This is a genomic window from Chlorogloeopsis sp. ULAP02, assembly GCF_038404745.2.
In the GTDB taxonomy this organism is placed as follows: Bacteria; Cyanobacteriota; Cyanobacteriia; order Cyanobacteriales; family Nostocaceae; genus Chlorogloeopsis.
Window position 1 is genome coordinate 97,906 of record NZ_JAYKTT020000017.1, and the last position, 17,383, is coordinate 115,288.

Sequence of the window (17,383 nt, forward strand, 5' to 3'; positions counted from 1 at the left end):
ACTTTTAATAACAATTTAAATTTCTTACATTTTATAATCCAAAGAGGTTAATATTTAAATTTTTTCAAACTTGCTTGAATCAAACTTGCTTGAACTCTTGATGCTCAAGGTTATCTTCTACGCTTTTGTCATGTTAGGTAAATTTTGCTTGAAATCAAATATTTACAAATACTGGTTGAGTTTGAATTTGGTAATCATTCCCAGTGTAATTATTATTAAACCATTACAAGCACAAATTATTCCCATCAGGCGATCGCCCTTGCAACCTAGCGCTCAAAATCCTATATTTCCAAACACTCCTCGGCAAACAAAACCACCTTCAACTCAACCACTGCCCGAACCTTTACCACCACAACCTCTGCCACCTCCAGAAGAATTACTCCCACCTCCTACAACACCTGCAATTCCAGAACAAACTCCTCCTGGTGCGAAAATTCCCCAAACTATTATTGTTAAAAAATTTGCAATCACAGGTAGTACTGTCTTTCGCCCAGAAGATTTCACACAAGTTACCGAACCTTACACCAATCGTCCTATTACCCTGGCAGAACTATTCCAGGTACGAACAGAAATTACCAATTTTTATGTAAATAGGGGATACATTACATCTGGAGCATATATTCCACCGCAGAAACTCCAAGCAGGTGTGGTAGAAATCCGGGTAGTCGAAGGAGGATTGGAGAAAATTCAAGTTACAGGTACTCGTAGACTCAATCCTGGCTACGTGCGAAGTCGTCTGGCGATCGCCACAAAAAAACCTCTAAATCGCGATCGCTTACTCGAAGCATTGCAACTATTACAACTTAATCCCCTCATTCAAAATCTATCAGCAGAACTATCGGCAGGTACAAATCCGGGACAAAGTTTATTAGAAGTGCAAATCAAGGAAGCAGATACTTTTAACGTGCAGGTAGCTTTGGATAATGGGCGATCGCCTGCGGTAGGAAGTTTTCGTCGCCAAGTACAAGTAAATGAAGGTAATCTCATCGGATGGGGCGATAGCATTAGCGCAGTCTACACCAACACTGATGGCAGCAATGCCTTTGATTTGTACTATACTCTGCCCATCAACCCCCGTAACGGCACTCTCTCATTTAGCTACGGGACATCTGATAATAGAGTAATTGAAAGACCCTTCAACGTTCTCGATATTCAATCTAACTCTAAGTACTATGAATTAACTTTCCGCCAGCCGATAATCTTAACACCAACACGGGAATTTTCCTTGGGTGTCACAGCAACTCGCCGCGAAAGCGAAGCCAGCTTTTTAAATGGAGAACTTCCCTTTCCGGGATCGGGAACAGATGAGGAGGGAAGAACGCGAGTTACGGCTGTACGCTTTTTTCAAGAATGGACTTCTCGCAGTAGCCAAGAGGTACTCGCCCTGCGTTCCCAGTTTAGTATTGGAATCGATGCTTTGAATGCAACTATCAACGAAAATTCACCGGATGGACGTTTTTTTGCTTGGAGGGGGCAAGCCCAGTGGGTACGCTTGTTAGCTCCTGATACTTTATTATTACTACGAGGTGATGTACAACTAGCAGATCGCCCACTTGTTCCCTTTGAACAATTTAGCTTAGGAGGGATAGAAACTGTCCGGGGTTATCGGCAAGATGCCTTACTTTCAGATAGTGCCATTTTTGCCTCAGCAGAAGTGCGCATTCCCATTGCTCGCTTAGGGGAGCGTAACAATCTTTTGCAACTAACTCCTTTTGTAGATATTGGTAATGCTTGGAACGAGTCTGGCAGAGACGATTCTCAATTAGAGCTAGATACAAATACTTTGGTATCTGTAGGATTAGGACTGCGCTTGCAACTTCAAAATTATCTTACTGCCCGCTTTGACTGGGGTATTCCTTTAGTTTCCATTTCTGGGGAGAAAGACTCATGGCAGGAAAACGGTGTGTATTTTTCGATTATTGTTAATCCCTTCTAAGGTAGTGGTTAATTTTGATTGGGCGATCGCACAGTTGTTTAGGAAATAAGCTCAAAACCTAAAGCTCTAATCAACTCATAATAAATAATAGAACAGTCATCAAAATCATTCTGAGTTCTTTCCAATAAAATTATTTTTACAAACGTTATGCATCTAACATACTTAGACAGTAATAGCTGGCTAATTGAAATCGGGGAACAACGCGTACTACTAGATCCTTGGCTTGTTGATTCTTTAACCTTTGGCAATTTGGATTGGTTTTTCAAAGGTTCGCGAACTTTACAACGCTCAATCCCAGAAAATATTGACTTGATTTTGCTATCTCAGGGATTAGAAGATCATGCCCATCCACCAACCCTCAAACAACTCAATCACAACATTCAGGTTGTAGCTTCTCCCAATGCTGCCAAAGTAGTACACCAGTTAGGTTACACCCAAATCACAACACTTTCTCACGATCAATCCTTTATCCTCAACAATAGTGTAGAAATCAAGGCAACTCCTGGCTCTCCTATTGGCCCCACTTTAGTAGAAAATGGTTATCTGCTCAAAGAGTTAGAAACTGGCTTAACTCTTTACTACGAACCACACGGGTATCATTCGCCTTCGCTAAAAGAAGCTGCCCCAGTAGATGTTATCATCATTCCGCTCGTTGACTTGGCTTTACCATTGGTTGGGTCAATCATCAGGGGTAGAAAAAATGCCTTAGAAGTAGCAAAGTTGTTGCAACCTCAAGTTATGCTGCCTACAGCGGCTGGAGGGGATGTAATATTTGAAGGATTGCTGACAAAATTTCTGCGGCAAGAGGGAAGCGTTGAGGAATTTCGCTCCTTACTTGAGAACAACAATCTTGCTGTGCAAGTGATTGAACCATTACCAGGTGAACGCTTTGAACTGCAATTAAAAAAACGAGCATTGGCAACCTAAGCTGTCTTGAAAAGGCAGAAGGCAGTAGACACGCAAGCTGCTTCCGTAGGTAGGAAATTAGGAAACAGGGACACGGGGACAAGCATCTAAGGGAGTTGAGGAAGTGATAAGATTAAATTCTTCCCCCACTCTTTCTTACACCCTCACAACAATCAACAACGCTCAGGTTTTGAACTGGAAAAAATGCAAAGCCGTAGAAATAAGCGTTAAGAAAATCATAAATCCAATCGCGTCTAACATTGTTGTCACCAAAGGGCCGCTCATCAAAGCGGGATCGAGCTTGAGCCGCTTTAAACCCATTGGCAGCAAAGTACCCAGCGTCACAGCCACAAAAGTATTTGTTGCCATTACGCATCCAGCAACTAGCGATACCCAACGTTCTTGGGGAGGCGCCCAAATTAAGGAAAGACAAATCATCGTCAGTCCTAAGGTTAAAGCTGTACCCATTCCTGCCATCAGTTCTTTACGGAGGATTTTGAGAGTATCCTTAGGTGTTACTTCTCCGACTCCCAGCCCGCGAATTGTGACAGTTAATGCTTGGATACCGACAGTACCACCTGTGTTGGAGAACAAGGGCATGATTACAGCTAGTACTGGCACCATCGCAATAGTAGATTGAAATGGCGCGATCGCACTTGATGCTCCGATGTACAAAAACATGATTCCCAACAGCCACGGCAGGCGCTTCTTGATTGTTACCAAAGGAGGCGACAGTGCAGCTTCATCTCCATCACCAACACCCGCAAGTTTTTGAATGTCTTCTGTGGCTTCTTCTTGGAGGATGTCAACTACGTCATCAATTGTGATAATACCCACCAATCGCTCTTCGCGATCCACTACAGGCAAGGCGATTAAATCATAGCGCTGCATGAGGCGGGCGACTTCTTCTTGGGGTGTTTCCGTTCTAACTTTGACAACGCGATCGCTCGCTATATCCCCAATTAAAACATCAGGAAAAGTAAATAATAGTTGTCTCAATGAAACAACACTTACTAACTTGCGGTTGTCGTCTGTAACGTAAGCGTAGTAAATAGTTTCTTTATCCTGATCTTGCAGGCGAATCTTACTCAAAGCTGTACCGACAGTCAAACCCTGCCGCAACCGTACATACTCCGTTGTCATCACCCTGCCGGCGGTTCCTTCGGGATAACCGAGAATAGTTGCTGTTGCTTGACGCTGTTCTGAACTAAGTTCTTGCAATAGCCGCTTCACAACTTTTGCAGGTAACTCATCAAATAATTCTGCCCGATCGTCGGGACTCATAGTTTCTACAATTTGCACTACCTGCAAATCATGCAGAGAATTTATTAGTTCTTCCTGCACCTCAGGAGGTAGATATTCAAAAACATCAGTTGCTTGATTTTTATTGAGCAAACGAAATGCGATCGCCCGCTGTTGACTTGGTAATTGTGTAATGTAATCTCCCACGTCAACAGGTTGCAAACGATTCAAATCGCACTTCAATTGATTTAAGTCAGCAACATCAACGCCTGCATTGCGAATGTCCTGTGCGAGCATAACAACCTCCCATTGTCTCCCCTAGCTGGGAGACAAGCTCGCCAGCTTAGAGGAGGATAGTACTGCCATCTTGTGGACTTTTGTCCATAAAATCTTCAAAAACTCAACTCAATATGTTTGAGTCAAGACATCATTAAGTTAGAAGCCTGACTCGTAAGTTATGTAGTCGGGTAGATATTAGGCTTTAGTGTTGAAATGTAGTGACATTTCTTACTATCAGCCTATTAACTGTCTCGAAATTTTAATCCTTATTTCAGTAGATTTTACTACTATTAGTACCTGTGTCAAGCTTATCTGGGGGTTTATTTTTAATCTTTACAAAGTGATAATATTTACTACTTTAGAAGTAATCTTGCTAGAAGATAAGACAGGGAAGTTGAGCAATACTAATTCCGTCAGAAGCCTTTTGAACACTTTGCTACAGAAATAATTTTCAAAAGAATTATGTTAAGTATGTAATCTAAATAACTTTTATTTTAAAAGCTAAATGTAGTACGAATGGTTCCCACATAAATAGGATCGTTGCTGGCATCATTTTCTGGATGAATTAATAAAAACGCACCCGGTGTAATCGCAATGTTGTCATTGATTTGCAAACGGTAAAAGGCTTCCAAATGCAATGCGGCATTCGACTCGCGATCGCCATATTGATTATGCGTCACTCGTAGCGGTTGACCTGCAATTATCCCCAGCAAATTTCCTTCTCCTGCCAGATCGGGAAAGCCGAGCAGCACAGCCCAGGTGAAGATATCAGCTTGAGGATTTTCGCTCAAATCTTTTGCGGTTGCCTGAATGTATCCAACCCGTCCGCCGATTGTAAAGTTTGGACTAACATTGACTGAGGCTTCTGCTCCAAAGGAATTAGCAATGATAGCATCAGAATCACCCTCAAACGGATCGCTTGCTAACTCGCTGCTAGTACCTGTATCAAGACCGTTAAACGATCGCACATATGTCAGGCTGAATCGAGAAAAATCTGTTGGTTCGATGGTGACTTGAGCAACTGCGGCGTAGGGACTTTGAGTAATTCCAACTTCCGGATCGGTTGCCTGTGCGGCTATATATCCCAGTTCTAATACAATGTCGTCAGTGAGTTCGTAAACCAGTCCCACACCGGGAACGCTGCCCTGCCGTCGAATCGGATTCTCGCGGCCAAAAAGAGAAATCGCTCCATCCGCACTACCACTGAACAAGGGATTAACCGTAGTAACATAATCGCCCAAGCCACCACCCACAACACTGACGATAACAAGCGCTCGTTCGCCAATTCTTGCTTCGTAGTCCAGGCGATCGAGTTCGATACTATTGCTAGTGTTGCCATCAAATCCGAGGTTTGCCATTTGGGTTCCAGTCGCGTCTTCCAACTCTGGAATATTGCGAGCTTGCAGACGCATCCGCAGTTGATCGGAGCCACTAAAGCTAGTTCTAAATTCAAGCCTGACTCGCTCGCCAAACACAATGTTGCGATCAATAGATTCGCCACTACCATCTGCTTTGCGATTGCCGCCTACTCCAGCCAAAGCAAAAATCACTTCACCGTTGAATCTTGTTGTGGTGGAAAACTGCTGCGCTTCTAGGGTGGCGGTTCGAGTTTCTAAATTATCCACCTCTTGCTGGATTGTTGCTAGTTCGGTGGCAAAGTCGCTTTGAAGTCGTTGCAGTGTAGCCAGATCGTCGGAGTGGATGGAATTGATTGTGGATTGCGCGATCTGTTGATTGAGCCGATCTAAACACTTAGACAAAGCGGCAGCAAATTCATAGCGATTCAGAGGGCGATCGCCTTGGTAAGTGCCATTTGGATATCCGGAAATGCATTTATATCGATTGGCTAGGGATAGCAACGCCTCAACAGCCCAATGATCGGGAGTGAGATCGGATAGCTGTGCAACAGATGGACTGTTTGTGTCAAAGTGACTCGGAGTTTCGCTACTGATTGGGTTGGAGGAAGACTTCACAAATTGAGTTGTTTGCTGATTGGCGATCGCTGGTGGCATACACAGGGCTAGAATTGCAGCAATCGACAAACTTACTTTTCTTATAGTCATCAGCGCAATCAAACGAATTTAAGCAATGAATTTTCCAGCCGCTGTTCACATAATTCTAAAATCTTTTCTGTGAAAGCTTGGCGATTGAGAAATTGGGTACTCAAATAAATGTGTCGGACTAGCGTGAGGGTTGTATAAACTTCAATGGAATGGTGAAATTTTTTATCACTGAGTTGGATAAATTCGTCGGTTAAAGCGTTTTGTTGGGCGAGCAGAGCATCTGGATTGCCAAAGGTACGTAGTCCTTGTTCAATCAGGTGTCCGTTAAAGTTACCAATATCTAGGGCTGGATCGCCTCCGGCATAGAGATCGAAATCTAGTAAATAAAGCCGCGAGCCATCCACCAAAATTTGATCTGGATAGAAGTCGCGATGAATGCCACAGAATTTAGGAGCGGCAATCGTGGCAGCTAGGCGATCGCATCTTGCCAACACTCGCTCTAATCGTTGTTCCCACTGCGGAAACTGTTGGGTGACTTTAGCAAGGCGATCATTGAGAATGTCGAGTTCATCGTTTATAGTGTGGCAGCGCTGCGGCAAAATCCAGGCTCGATGAAGTTTGTGAACTGCCTGTGCAATTCGCCGACATAGTTCTAGTCCTTCAGTTGGAGCCAGTAAGGTTGTTGCGGTAACACCAGTGACTTTACGCTGAAGCCACATCTGCCAGTCTGGAATAATACCAATAGTTTCCGGAACAGAAATACCATCTGAACTATCGCTTTGAAAGCCATTCTCCCAAAGGATTTGTTGCAGTTGATAAGTGGACGGATTTAGTCCTTTGGCTCGGACTTTACCAATCCATGTTGTATGCCAAATACGACCAAATTGTTCTATAACTACATCATACTCAATCAAACACCGTCGCTTTGGCTTATATCGAATCACGCGAATCGCTTGTAATTGTAATTTTTGATTACGGTTAAACCGATAGCATAACTGAGTTTGAAATTGCTGTTGCACTTGCTGTGGATCAAGGGCGGATGCTAAAAAACTCAGCTTTGGATCTTTAAGGATATTGAATGGATCGCTGACAGAAACAAACATAGAAAAAATTAAGCTGGACAACTAGAATGAAACCGATCAAATGGAAGTCGATTCATGAGTTGTTCAATGCGACAAAGTATAGTGTCGATTTTTTCTAACCAATCAAATTCACAATAGCGAAATGGATCTGCCCCTAATCGAAGCAGTCCAATGGCGGTATAGAGTTGAATCTGATCCTCTGAAATTAGCTCAGGTGCAGCAGTACGATAACCGGCAATCAGATCTGCTGCAATTTGTTCGCGTTGCTCGGCAGACAGCACTCCCCGCAATTCATCTTGCATTAACTTAGCGATGAATGAGCCTAAATCGGCTGCCGGATCGCTGCGAACAGCACGATCGAAGTCAAGAAATGTAATGTCATTTGTATTTGGACTCCATAGTACTTGTTCCGCATTGAAGTCACCGTGAATAGGAAAGTTGATTGGGCGTGCATTCAACAGCGCCGTGGAAAGTTGTACAGCGATCGCTTGAATCCGATTTTTCCACTGAGGACAAAGCCAGCTTAAATCGGAGGCAAGCAGCAGCAGATTTGTAGCTTCATCATGGCGAGACAGAAAATTAAGGTGTTTAGGATGCTGTTGATGCAGTTGAGCTAGGGCAATTCCCGTTTGCGTGATTTTTTCCCATTTTGCCTTGGAAGTGGTAATTAATTGTGACAACGGAGAACCGACAATCCAGGGAAAGGCAAGCAGCCGATCGCGGTTGGAATGCCCCAGTTCTGGCACGATTTGCAACGGGGCGATCGAGTCAAAGGCATTAGCGTTGACTTGTGCTTGTTGATAGTTGCTACTGGTGTAGGCTTTAACGACGGCTTGCCCCTGTTCTCCAGCATCCAATTGAGCAACGTAGCGACGTTCGGGCTTATATCGTAGTGTTTTTAAGGCGGCTTGTGATAAATCGGGGCGATCGAGCAGCAGTTTTTGCAGCCGTTTCTGACGCAATTGTGGATCGAACAATTTTGGCAATTGCTTCAGGGCGTTGTCATTGGGCAACACTGAGAAAATAATACCCTCTCGTTTGAGAACGGTGCGTCCGATGCCAAAATCTTGAATGACTCCTGGGCGTTGGCTGTATTTTTCCAGTTTGTCTGCGCTGGTAACGGCTTTGGCATATGCCAACACCGTTGTTTGAGCGATCATCAATTCATAGCTGACAATACAACTTGTAGCAGGTTTGTAACGAATGTAGGTTCTTTTCACCTGACTCAAATTGAGATCGGGAAACTGGGCAACAAGTACGGCAGCCAAGGCATCTGTGTCCAGCACTAGACGCAATCCCGATAGATCGACATCACGACGAATCAAATGATAATCAGCAGGCGATAACATCAGAATCCTCCTTCTGGTGACGAGAATCTTCGGAACGCTTGCGTTCCGTTGCTTGCAAACGGTAGAGCGCCGCATAGCGATGGTTCAGTTGCATCAATTCATCATGCGTTCCCCGTTCTACCAAGCGCCCTCGTTCCAAGTAGAGAATGCAATCAGCACGGGCAGCAAGATCTAAATCGTGAACAATCAAGAAAGTAGTGCGTCCTTGAGAAAGCCGCTTTAATGCGTCCAATACTTCTTGTTCATTCTCTTTATCCAGTCCAGTGGTGGGTTCGTCCAAAATTAAAATCGGCGCTTGACGAATGGCGGCACGAGCGATCGCTATTCTTTGTCTTTGTCCACCGGAGAGCGTCACTCCTCGTTCACCTAACACCGTGTCATAGCCTTGGGGCAGGTTGGTAATAAAGTCATGGGCATTGGCTAGTTTTGCTGCCCTGATCGCCTCTTCCTCAGTGGCAGTAGGAGAACCATAGGCGATGTTGTCCCACACACTGGCAGCAAACAGCAGGCTATCTTGCAACACTACACTAATTTGCGCCCGTAGTGACTCTAAGGTGTAATTGCGAATATCCTCGCCATCAATTAAAATGCTACCTTTGCTGGGGTCATAGAGCCGCAACAGCAGATTGGCTAACGTAGATTTACCGCTGCCGGAATGTCCGACGATCGCCACTTGCTGTCCGGGCTGCACCACAAAGTCAATGCCTTGTAGCACTGGATGTCCTGGCTTATAGGCAAAACTTACTTCCGAAAACTCAACGGCTCCAGCAAAGCGGGGAGCGGGTTTTGCTCCGGGCAGATCGTAGACTTCGGGCGTTTGATCCAGCAGATCGAGGATGCGATCGCCTGCGGCTGAGGCTTTTGCCAGCCGTCCGCTGTATTTGGCAAAATCACGCACGGGTTTGAAGGCGTTTTTGAGATAGGTGAGAAACACCAACAGATCGCCCGGTGTGAGAGCATTGCTCAATACTAATTCTGCTCCGCGCCACAGTACCAGGGCGGTTGCACCTCCAATCAGCACATCCACCGTCCGCTCCAGATTTGCCGCTAGTCGCTTGACTTTCACGCCTTCTTTAAGATTCTTTTTATTCTGTCCCGCAAACGCAGACGCAAACTTATCCTGTAACGATAAAGCCTGCACAATTTTGATCGCAGCGATTGACTCAGCAGCAGTAGCTGCCATTGCTCCTTCGCGGCGACGCTGTTGCTTAGAAACTTCTCGGATGCGACGAGTCAGCCGAATTGTGGAGAACCAAAATAGGGGAATCATCGCCAGTGTTAACAGGGCAAGTTGAACATTCAGCCAGAACATGACGCCCACCATGCCCACCAAAATTAGAGAATTGGCAAGCAGGGGCAGCAATGCTGTCACAGCGATTTCCTGAAGTAAGCCTACATCACTAATGACGCGCAACGTCAAATCACCACTGCGAGCGCTGTTATGGAAAGAGAGGGAGAGGGTTTGGAGATGGCAATATAGCACGCTGCGAACTTCAGTCAGAACGCGATTGCCTACCAATGCGAAACCCACTGTATTCCAATAGGCGGCGATGCCTCTTAATCCAGCAATGCCGAACACGGCGATCGCCGATCCAATCAGCAGCGTTCGTGTATTCAGCACTTCAACCAGAAAAGGAAAATTGTTAAACTCTCCGTTCGATCGCTCTGCAAAAATCTCATCAAAGACAAACTTGAGCGGCAAAGGTTCTAACAATCGCAACCCGATTTCGCAGAACAGCGCCAGCATCGAAATGACGAGCAGCATCTGCTGTTTGCGGATGTAGGGCGAAAACCGCCGTACAATCCGCCATAATCCCGGTATAACCTCCTTGAGATTTTGGGGACGAGCCATCAGGCGCTTACCTCCAGCGTACTTGTGGCTTGTTGCGTGAGGCTCAAAATCCGCTGTACAGCTTCTTCCCAGGTGTGCGATCGCAACACGGTGGCGCGGGCATTCTGTCCCAATTGAGTACGCAACCAGGGATGTTGCCACAGATGATCTAAGCAATTTGTTAACTGCTGGCTGTTGCCCGGCTCATACAGTATCCCATTGACGCCATCGTTAATCAGCGCTTGGAGTTGCCCAATCCGACTGGCTACAACTGGTAACCCTGCCGCCATGTACTCATAAACCTTAAGCGGCGAGAAATAGAAATTCTGATGGTGAGGATAGGGTGCAACGGCGACATCCATTGAGGCAAGTAATCCTGGCACGTCTGCTGGTGGCACTTTGCCGGTAAACTGCACCGCATCCCGAATCCCACTATCGATGAGATTGGCTTCAAGTTGCGATCGCTCCGGCCCATCACCGACAATTAACAGACGCGTGTGAGGGTGGCGATCGTGCAATTGAGCAAAGGCATCTACCAGTGTCGGTAAGCCGTGCCAAGGCTTCATGGTGCCAACAAAGCCGATTGTAAAGTTGTTGCTCGGTAAAGTGGGGGGCAAATGTACGGGGAAGCGATCCGGGTTAACGCCATTGGGAATGATATGCACTTTGCCCTGAGTCTGGGGATAACGCTGGAGATAATCCGCAACGCCCTCTGAGACTGCGATTATTACTGTTGCGGCACTAAACACGCGCCGAGCGACTGCTTCTGCCTCCTGTCGATGAGTTAAACTCCGGTGTGTTGCCTGTTCTTCAATCAGCGGTGCATTCACCTCCAATACCGCAGGAATACCCTGAGTGCGAGCATATTGCAGCGCCGTAAAACTCCAGAGAGAATAGCGTTCATAAACCAGATCGAATCGTCCTGCTGTTTCTAGAGCAAATCGTAAATCTAAGTTATGGGCTAACAGCGCTTGTTCTCGCAAGGCGCGTTGGCGAAGCCCGCCGCAGGCATCGCCCTTGGGTGGTTTGGGTAGTTTGTGTAGTGTTACAGACACTAAATCAGAGGGAGGATTGCCTCCCCAACGCACGGCAAACAATTCTATTTGATGCCCTTGTTGGATTAGAGTACGGATGACTTCTTGGACATGAATCGAACATCCCTTACAGCCAAATACCGGAATTCCCGGATCGGCACAAATATAAGCAATTCGCATTCCCCTACCTCCTAAGCTGCTACCGTGTTCACCGACGCAGCAGCACGAAACACCGTTCGCAGTTGAGCCGCATTGCGGTGAATATCAAATTCTTGTTCAATTAGTTGTCTAGCTTGGGTTGCCAGCTGCACTCGCAAATCGGGATTTTGCAACAGTTGAGCGATCGCATCTGCCAGGGCAAACGGATCGTGTTGTGGCACCATTAATCCCGTTTCCTGGTGACGCAGCACCTCTGGAATTCCGGTTAGATCTGTGGAAATGCATGGCGTTCCCAATGCCATTGCCTCTAGTAAGACTGTCGGTAAACCATCTCGATTACTATCTGCTGCCACCACACAGGGAGCGGCAAGAACCGCCGCCGACTGTACCAGTTCTACCACTTCACCTTGCGGACGCAGACCTACCAATCTCACCTTTGCTTGTAATCCCAATGTCTCAATCTGAGTACGCAAATGAGCTTCCTGTTCACCCGCTCCCACAATCTCACAGGTGAAAGGAATGTCGCGCTCAACCAAAACTTTACATGCATCAATCAGTACCGCAAATCCCTTCTTCTCCACCAATCGCCCCACCGCCACGATTTTGTGAGAACGATGCTGTGGAGATACATATGGAAATCGCTGCAAATCTAACCCGTTGTAGATGCGCTGCACCTTCTGTGCTGCCGCACCGTAAGTTTGCTGAAGATAGTCCAGATTGTAATCGCTGACGGTGATTACTGCTGCGGCATCAGTCAATTTGCGCTCATATTCCGCCGGAACCACGCTTTCATGAAAGATATCTTTGGCGTGCGTGGTAAAGGTATAGGGAATTTCTGCAAAATGGCTCGCCAAGTGTGCTATGACTGTTGCTGATGTAGCAAAGTGGGCGTGTAAGTGGGTGAGGTTTTGTTTTCGGGCAATACAGGCAAGCTGAATCGCTTTATGCAATCGATGCACGTCTTCGCCTTGGGCAAATTCCAGCTTGTTCCAGAAATTAGGAATGATGTAGCTTGCTTCGTTCAAGACACTCCACAATGTACTGCCCCTGAGATCGTGGGAAAATAAATAGGTAACAGGCGATCGCACCTGAGCAATAATGTCTTGAAAATGTCCATCTAAGGGAGGATGGAGCGCAAAAATTTGTATGTCTAAACCAGCCGCTTCGTGTGCCAGAATTTCAGAAACAACAAAGGTTTCAGAATAACGGGGATAACGCTTGAGCACATATCCCACTTTGGCAGAATCGGGAACAGATATAAATTTATTCATCCTTCTTTTATGAAACGCGACAAACAACAGATTTTGATTGAACAGTTGAATTGGTTAATACTTCCATAACCAGTTCTGGCAATCGATTTAAACCGTTCAGATCAATAGGCGTTCGCGTTTTTGATGAAGGATATTGGCATTGTCTTAGCCAATTCGCAATCGCATTGGGAGTGAGATGATCCGGATGTAATACATCAATCCAGCCAAGTTCTTGCAACCTTTGAGCGCGAATCCATTGTTCTAATCGAGGGGTGACGCGGGGAACAATTAGCGATCGCTTACCAAATGACAGCAGTTCGCAGGTGGTATTATAGCCACCCATCGACACCACACAATCTGCCTGACTCAACAGTTGCGTCGGTTCTTGCAGATATTCCAGAACGCGCAAGCGAGGATTTATCTTGACGTGATTGTAAAGTAGCTGCCGGATATTTGACGGCATGAACGGGCCAGTTAAAATTACTCCATTCATATCTGGAGGCAGTGTCGCTTGAGCAAACATCTGCCCCAAAAGCGCTCCGTCTTGTCCGCCGCCCACCAAACATAACGCCAGTTTACCAGGAGGTAAATTTAACTGCTCCAGCACATTCTCAGTAGAGTCTATATATTGGAGGCGATGGCGCTGGTCGAAATAACCTGCATAGCGAACTTTGGCGGCAATTTCCGGTGAGAACCGATATTTCTGAATCGGATCAAACACGTCCGGGTCGCCATAGACCCAAACGGCATCATAATACTTAAGAATGGCTTCTTCATTGCGGGCGCGTCGCCATTCACGTTGAACCACTCTGGGTTCATCTAAAACATCTCGCAGCCCTAAAACACAGCGAGTTTGCCCTTGTGTACATAGTTGCTCTAGAGTCGGATCTAGCTCTCGGACTGCGCCGCGTGGCACATTGTCCACGACGAAGAGATCGGGGGCAAAAGTTCCGATCGCAGCTTGAATTACCTGTGAGCGAATCGCAATCAACTCTTGCAGCGATACCTCTAATCGCCGAGGTTGATAATGTCCATCGACCTCTTTTTGTAGTGCAGGCAAGGACAAGTAATCAACGTTGGCAGGCAGGTTAACACTACGTCCCTCCTCCATACCGCTAATTAAAAGAATCGATGCATGGGGAAGCGATCGCGCCAAGGTTTGAGCAATGAGCAAATTACGCCGCTTGTGTCCTAAGCCCATCGTGTCATGGGAATAAAGAGCAATCTTTAAGGGATGCTGTTGTGGCTTTACCCCTGGCGATAGAACAATTTGCCCACAATCAACCAATCGACTGTGGACGCCTTCTTCATTTGATTTAGGCGGTGGCATTTCACTACACTTAATGGTTTTTTTATCTTTAGTGTGCAATTTCATCACTTCAGTATCCTGAAAAAATGAGTAATATTACTTGCACACGCGACAAAGCAGGTATTTCCTCTTCATAAGAATAGGAAAACCTGAAGCAATCTACCGACTCTAGATGCTTTTAAACAAAATGTAAGTCTTTAGTAAAGGTGAGATTAACTAAAGGTTAAGTAAAATTGCTCTACCTTGCATGAAACTTTGATAAGAAATCATGAGAAAACTCTCATTTTTCAAAGAAATGTCATCTCAAAACAGCCTCCCTAAAAGGTTAAGGATGCAGCTTTGGATCACCTCTAGGACTTACGCATTGAAGCTTGAAACCTACATCCCCCCTAGCCCCCTTAAAAAGCAGGAACTTATAAAAGCCACTTTTTTAAGGGGGTTGGGGGATCTGAGTGCGTAAGTTCTAACCTCAACAAAGCAGGTTTAAGCTTGCAGCCGATAGCCCATGCCTCTCACGGTTTTAATGAATCCTCGTCCTAGTTTTTTCCTTAAATAGCCTACGTAAACGTCAACAATATTGGAACTGGGATCGTAGTCGTAGCCCCACACCTGATCTAGTAAGTCTTCTCGTGTCCACACTTGCCCTGGCTGACGCGCCAGTATCTCTAGTAGTGTGAATTCGCGGGTGGATAGCTCGATGGGTTGTCCCTTAAATTGAACGCTGCGCTGCCGCAGATCGAGGACTAAATCTCCTGCTTTTAACACCGTTTCTTCTAATGTACGGGGCGATCGCTGATGTCGCAGTTGGACGCGGATACGAGCAATTAGCTCCTCTAACGAAAAGGGTTTGGTTAAGTAATCATCTGCCCCGGCTTCCAAGGCTTTGACCTTATCTTGAACATCTTGAATGACGGTGAGAATAATAATAGGCAGAGATTCTCCACGTGCTCGCAACTCTTCAATCACCTGTGTTCCATGCTTTGCTGGTAAACCCAAATCGAGAATCAACAGCTCAAAATCATCAGTTCGAGCTAAATAGGCTGCTTTAACTCCATCATCCGCTACCGTGGTGGTAAAGCCATGAGCTTGTAAGCCTTTCTGTAAAAAAGCAGCTATTCGCGGTTCATCTTCTGCAATCAGAATTCGACTCATCGGACAATCTTATCTTGTGGTGGATCGAGGGGAAGGGTGATACTAAATCGCGAGCCTTTGCCAAGTTCACTGGCGACTGTTACCTGTCCTCCGTGTGCTTGTGCGATCGCTTGGACAATTGACAAACCCAGCCCAGCCCCCTTTGATTTACGACGGCTACTGGCTGCACGGGCAAAGCGTTGCATAATCCGCACTTGATCGGCAGGAGCAATGCCAATACCCGTGTCCTTTACCCAAAAACATACTGCATCTCCAACTAACTGTGAACCAAGTTCAATTACATCGCTAGCTTTCGTGTGTTCCACAGCATTTTGTACCAAATTCATAACAGCTTGAGTGATGCGTTGCCGATCTGCCACAATCCGAATCGAGGCTACACTCGCAAGCTGCCAATCTCGTGGAGCCAGAGCTGTTGCTTTAGCAAATAATTCTTGTGTGAGTTTGCTAACCTCTAATAATTCTAAATTTAAGAAATCCGGTCTTTCGGCTCTGGCAAGGAGCAGTAAATCATCGACCAATCGACTCATGCGATTGAGTTCATCATGCATTAAATCTAGCGCTTCATAGCGTTTTCCTAACGATTGACTCAGTACCTCCAAATTGCCGCGAATCACCGTGATTGGAGTTTGAAATTCATGACTGGCATCATTAATAAACTCACGTTGACTGGCAAATGAAGCTTGCAATCGGTCGAGCATTTTGTTAAATGTAGCAGTCAACTCAGCAATTTCATCCACTCCTTTGATCGGAATTCGACGATTCAGCGACTGATCAAAATCTTTAATTGATCGCGCAGTTTCTGTCAGTAACTCCAAGGGAGATAACACTCGCCCAATCGCAATCCACGCCAGAATTAGCGCGAGTAACAGCACGCTAATAATCACCTGAGCCGCTACCAATACTGCTCGATCAATTTCTCTTTGTTGATTGCTCAAAGAATGCGCTACTACAAAAACACTCCGATCCTTCCCTGATGCTTGAATAGGATGAGCTAAATACACAATGGTTTCCCAACCTGTCGATTTTTGACCTTGTATAGGGCGTTCAATTTGAGCTAGCGATCGCAGTAAGTTGGTGTCTGTACTCAACGCATCTGGTAAGGCAATTGGACTGGTTTGATAGACTTCACCGTTCAACAACGTGATGAAGAATTCATCATCCTCAGGCACACTGCGGGACAAAAATACATCAAAAATTGCCGCAACATTATCGCCAAATGGTTCTCCTGTCGCGGGATTACGTCCATTTACTAGTCGTTGAATCTCCTCAACTTCTTGCTCAAGCGATCGCTGTACTCGTTGCAACAACTGTGCAAACAAAATTTGTCGAATCGCAAAGATAGAAATAGCGGTTGAAAGAGAAATGAGAACAACCAACCAAACTAAAATTCGTGCTCGTGCGCCAAGAAAAAATTTGCGCCATTTCATGGCTAAACTTGATTTCGCAGCAAACATCAACGAACAGCGACTAAAAAATTATTTTTATTATAAATAATCAATCAGGACAATAAATATATTCAGAATTAAAAATTATCACTTAGAAATTATTACTCTAATTAGCTGATAGACTTCTTAAGTGTACCATCGGCATATAATTCTAGTGGTACTAACTCGATTTTGCCGTTCACTTTAATTCGAGAGTACACAAGTTTTACCAACGGTGATTGATTGTGATTGTAAAGCAAAGACATAATAATTTTCCTGGTTTATCTTTGATTTATATTTAAGTTTTGAGTGCTGAAAATGGACTGAATAATTTTTGGTTTATCTTGTACTTTTAAAAAGTTACTATTTGTATCAATCATGAAAAGAGATTTGAATTAAAAGTAAAAAATTATACAAAAATAATAGA

Annotated in this window: 13 protein-coding genes; 2 read left to right on the top strand and 11 right to left on the bottom strand. The window is 45.3% G+C overall.

All coding sequences use genetic code 11. The annotated features are described in order from the left end of the window. The first annotated feature begins 130 nt into the window (after positions 1-130). Positions 131-1,936 carry a ShlB/FhaC/HecB family hemolysin secretion/activation protein gene (locus U2718_RS08925; RefSeq protein WP_341997649.1) on the top strand — a complete coding sequence of 602 codons (1,806 nt, stop codon included), beginning with the start codon at positions 131-133 and terminating at the stop codon, positions 1,934-1,936. Between the two features lie 147 nt (positions 1,937-2,083). Further along, positions 2,084-2,863 carry an MBL fold metallo-hydrolase gene (locus U2718_RS08930; protein ID WP_341997411.1) on the top strand — a complete coding sequence of 260 codons (780 nt, stop codon included), beginning with the start codon at positions 2,084-2,086 and terminating at the stop codon, positions 2,861-2,863. Positions 2,864-3,025: 162 nt separating this feature from the next. On the opposite strand, the gene mgtE is transcribed toward U2718_RS08930, so the two are convergent. The 11 genes from mgtE to U2718_RS08985 form a co-directional block, all read right to left on the bottom strand. Further along, on the bottom strand, positions 3,026-4,381 hold the full coding sequence (gene mgtE, locus U2718_RS08935; RefSeq protein ID WP_341997413.1) for a magnesium transporter: 1,356 nt from the start codon (positions 4,379-4,381) through the stop codon (positions 3,026-3,028). Positions 4,382-4,857: 476 nt separating this feature from the next. Next, complete coding sequence (locus tag U2718_RS08940; protein WP_341997415.1) at positions 4,858-6,426, bottom strand: iron uptake porin; 1,569 nt, start codon at positions 6,424-6,426, stop codon at positions 4,858-4,860. An 8-nt stretch (positions 6,427-6,434) separates the two neighbouring features. Beyond that, a complete protein-coding gene (locus U2718_RS08945) occupies positions 6,435-7,469 on the bottom strand; it encodes a phosphotransferase family protein (protein ID WP_341997417.1) in 1,035 nt (344 codons plus the stop codon). An 8-nt stretch (positions 7,470-7,477) separates the two neighbouring features. Next, entirely contained in the window at positions 7,478-8,797 is a 1,320-nt protein-coding gene (locus U2718_RS08950) for an aminoglycoside phosphotransferase family protein (RefSeq protein WP_341997418.1), read from the bottom strand. Further along, a complete protein-coding gene (locus U2718_RS08955) occupies positions 8,781-10,649 on the bottom strand; it encodes an ABC transporter ATP-binding protein (RefSeq protein ID WP_341997420.1) in 1,869 nt (622 codons plus the stop codon). Before U2718_RS08955 ends, U2718_RS08950 begins: the two co-directional genes overlap by 17 nt. Further along, the gene (locus U2718_RS08960; protein ID WP_341997421.1) at positions 10,649-11,842 is read right to left on the bottom strand and encodes a glycosyltransferase family 4 protein; all 1,194 of its coding nucleotides are present in this window, start codon (positions 11,840-11,842) and stop codon (positions 10,649-10,651) included. The genes U2718_RS08955 and U2718_RS08960 overlap by 1 nt, the downstream gene beginning before the upstream one ends. Positions 11,843-11,853: 11 nt before the next feature. After that, positions 11,854-13,092: a glycosyltransferase family 4 protein gene (locus tag U2718_RS08965; RefSeq protein ID WP_341997422.1), complete on the bottom strand. Its 1,239-nt coding sequence runs from the start codon at positions 13,090-13,092 to the stop codon at positions 11,854-11,856. A 7-nt stretch (positions 13,093-13,099) separates the two neighbouring features. Then, on the bottom strand, positions 13,100-14,446 hold the full coding sequence (locus U2718_RS08970; RefSeq protein WP_341997423.1) for a glycosyltransferase family protein: 1,347 nt from the start codon (positions 14,444-14,446) through the stop codon (positions 13,100-13,102). A gap of 417 nt (positions 14,447-14,863) precedes the next feature. After that, on the bottom strand, positions 14,864-15,532 hold the full coding sequence (locus U2718_RS08975) for a response regulator transcription factor (protein ID WP_341997425.1): 669 nt from the start codon (positions 15,530-15,532) through the stop codon (positions 14,864-14,866). Further along, positions 15,529-16,959 (bottom strand): HAMP domain-containing sensor histidine kinase, encoded by a 1,431-nt coding sequence (locus U2718_RS08980; protein ID WP_341997426.1) that lies wholly within the window; start codon positions 16,957-16,959, stop codon positions 15,529-15,531. The genes U2718_RS08975 and U2718_RS08980 overlap by 4 nt, the downstream gene beginning before the upstream one ends. A 128-nt stretch (positions 16,960-17,087) precedes the next feature. Then, entirely contained in the window at positions 17,088-17,222 is a 135-nt protein-coding gene (locus U2718_RS08985; RefSeq protein WP_341997427.1) for a hypothetical protein, read from the bottom strand. Between the last annotated feature and the right edge of the window lie 161 nt (positions 17,223-17,383).

Bases quoted from the DNA above. Each gene is read 5' to 3' on its own strand.
- U2718_RS08930 (WP_341997411.1), top strand. From the start codon at position 2,084: ATGCATCTAACATACTTAGACAGTAATAGCTGGCTAATTGAAATCGGG.
- U2718_RS08965 (WP_341997422.1), bottom strand. From the start codon at position 13,092: ATGAATAAATTTATATCTGTTCCCGATTCTGCCAAAGTGGGATATGTG.
- U2718_RS08950 (WP_341997418.1), bottom strand. From the start codon at position 8,797: ATGTTATCGCCTGCTGATTATCATTTGATTCGTCGTGATGTCGATCTA.
- U2718_RS08925 (WP_341997649.1), top strand. From the start codon at position 131: ATGTTAGGTAAATTTTGCTTGAAATCAAATATTTACAAATACTGGTTG.
- U2718_RS08960 (WP_341997421.1), bottom strand. From the start codon at position 11,842: ATGCGAATTGCTTATATTTGTGCCGATCCGGGAATTCCGGTATTTGGC.
- U2718_RS08940 (WP_341997415.1), bottom strand. From the start codon at position 6,426: ATGACTATAAGAAAAGTAAGTTTGTCGATTGCTGCAATTCTAGCCCTG.
- U2718_RS08955 (WP_341997420.1), bottom strand. From the start codon at position 10,649: ATGGCTCGTCCCCAAAATCTCAAGGAGGTTATACCGGGATTATGGCGG.
- U2718_RS08945 (WP_341997417.1), bottom strand. From the start codon at position 7,469: ATGTTTGTTTCTGTCAGCGATCCATTCAATATCCTTAAAGATCCAAAG.
- U2718_RS08975 (WP_341997425.1), bottom strand. From the start codon at position 15,532: ATGAGTCGAATTCTGATTGCAGAAGATGAACCGCGAATAGCTGCTTTT.
- U2718_RS08985 (WP_341997427.1), bottom strand. From the start codon at position 17,222: ATGTCTTTGCTTTACAATCACAATCAATCACCGTTGGTAAAACTTGTG.
- mgtE (WP_341997413.1), bottom strand. From the start codon at position 4,381: ATGCTCGCACAGGACATTCGCAATGCAGGCGTTGATGTTGCTGACTTA.
- U2718_RS08980 (WP_341997426.1), bottom strand. From the start codon at position 16,959: ATGAAATGGCGCAAATTTTTTCTTGGCGCACGAGCACGAATTTTAGTT.
- U2718_RS08970 (WP_341997423.1), bottom strand. From the start codon at position 14,446: ATGAAATTGCACACTAAAGATAAAAAAACCATTAAGTGTAGTGAAATG.